Below are 2162 nucleotides of genomic sequence, written 5' to 3' on the forward strand. Positions count from 1 at the left end.
CGAAGTTGTCGAAGTTGGAACTAAGAAAGTAGCTTCTACAACAACCAACGGTAATAAGAATGATACTGCGACAACAGGGAACCAAGCTGAAAGCACTAAGAAAGAAGAAACTGCAAGCCAAGAACAGAAAGTTCTACCAAGCACAGGTACAGCTTCTACCAGTCTTCTTTCAATGATTGGTTTATTTATCGCCGGTCTAGTAGGCTTTGTCGTTCGTAAGAAGGACTAAGGCTCTCTAATATACAAAAGTATCTTTTGTACGAGAAATACTAAAAAGAACCCAGAATTTATTCTTGGGTTCTTTCTTTATAAAAAATTAAATATATTAATGTTTATGTGTGGCTTGAGTACGTTATGAAACTCATAGAGTGATAATAGGATTAACTATAAAACAGTTATTCACATGGTGTAAACGCCTTTTCTAAAATTTTTATATTTTAATTATTCTCACCAAAAATTGACAATCTGGAAATACAAAATAATAAATTTTTATCTATAATCTACTTTTAATTGCCCTTTTTTTGTGTTAAAATGAGATGAATATTTCTTTTGAAATGATTAAACAATCATTTTTAGTTTTGGAGGTACATTATGAAATGGAAATATCGCATGAGAATGCCTTTTTCTACTATTTTCAGTAGAAAAAAACAGGCTTTTCTCGGACTAGTCGTTTTACTTTTTTCTATTTTTCTTATTCCGCTTCAATCTTATGCGGCTTTAGAAGAAATAAAAAACGGAACGGATATCTCAACCTTGGATATTCGTAAGTTTAATTTGAACATCAACAATTTTAGTGTTTTATCTAAATCACAGGCTGTTGATCAGTTTCATTTATCGAATCCCCACTATGAATATCTCTGGGGTGGTGCCTATCCAGGCGAGATGGAGAACTTTACTCTTAAAGTAGATAAAAGTAAAAAACAGGATCAAGTTTTTGAAAATCCTCTTTCTCTAAAATTCACAAATATTGGGACAGTTAATGGTAAGCAAGTAGATGCTTACTTAAAATTCAATAAGGTAACTCTTCACTATCTAAACACTGCTCAGGCAGAATCTGAGATGAATAGTGCTCAAAAATCTACTGTTGAATTTTTCTCTATTTCAGAATTGTGGGAAAATAATGCTTTTGAAATTGGGAATGTTCCCTATGTAGATGCAGCTCATGACTACATTATGAATAAGGCTTTTTGGCTTGATGCGGATGTAACAGCAGAGTTGCGTTATGCAGATGGTTCCGAGACAGATTTGAAGTTGGTTATGAAGCCAACAGACATCGATGCAATGGATGCCAACAACTTGAAGGAAACCTTCTATGTTAAGGATTATCAAAATGATGTTAATCTTCGTTTGATGAATAATGCCAATGTCTTAAGACAGGAAGATCAAGGAGATCGAACTGCTTGGGTAGCAACTCAGATTACAAGCGGTAGCTATTCTGAGAACAATATCTCTGGTTTTGCCCTTCGATCAAATAGTAATAGTATGAATTTTGGTTACTCATCAACAGAGGTTGCTTCGGCCGTCTTTGGTCTTTATATTGAAAAAATTGATCCGAGCCCTGTTCTAGCAGTGGATCCTACAGAGATTCCAGCTAAGGAAGGACAAGATGTAACCTATAAAGCTACGTTTAAAGTTCCGGTTCCAGGTAAGGACATTTTAGCAACGCCTTCATCTATCGAAATGGTTCAGAAATTTGATGAGCGCCTTAATTATCAAGGACTTAAAGTGGAATCAGGTGGAGTGACTTTACAGGAAGGGCGTGATTATACTATTGAAAAGAATGGTCAAACTGTTACTGTTAAAATGACACCTGAATACATAAAAGCAAATTCTTCTGCTGAAATTATTGTAACTTATAATACTACTACAAACAAAAAAGTAGAAGAAAAAGGTTCTGGAAAGATTGACAATACTGTAACATTGCATGTTGATAATTTATCAGCTCCTTCTAATCAGGTAAGCACGGCCCTCCTTTATGAAAAACATCATGAGTTTGTGAGTGGAACCCCAGGCAAAGAACTTCCACAAGAAGTGAAAGACCTGCTTCCAGCAACAGAAAAGAACTTGTCTAATGGTACTCAAGTAACGCCAACACAACCAAGCCAAACAGAAGTGAAGACGGCAGAGGGTACATGGAGCTTTAAGTCTTATGACAAGGCATC

General features: G+C 35.4%; 2 protein-coding genes. Both read left to right on the top strand.

From position 1 onward, the window contains the following. Positions 1–229 (top strand): LPXTG cell wall anchor domain-containing protein (locus HMPREF2991_RS11325; RefSeq protein ID WP_257372027.1); only part of this gene is annotated, 229 nt, incomplete at its 5' end. Positions 230–591: 362 nt separating this feature from the next. Then, positions 592–2162: isopeptide-forming domain-containing fimbrial protein (locus tag HMPREF2991_RS09125; protein ID WP_142350320.1), on the top strand; the 1571-nt coding region annotated here is incomplete at its 3' end.

The sequence above is a fragment of the Streptococcus sp. HMSC072D07 genome (assembly GCF_001814835.1).
GTDB lineage: Bacteria > Bacillota > Bacilli > Lactobacillales > Streptococcaceae > Streptococcus.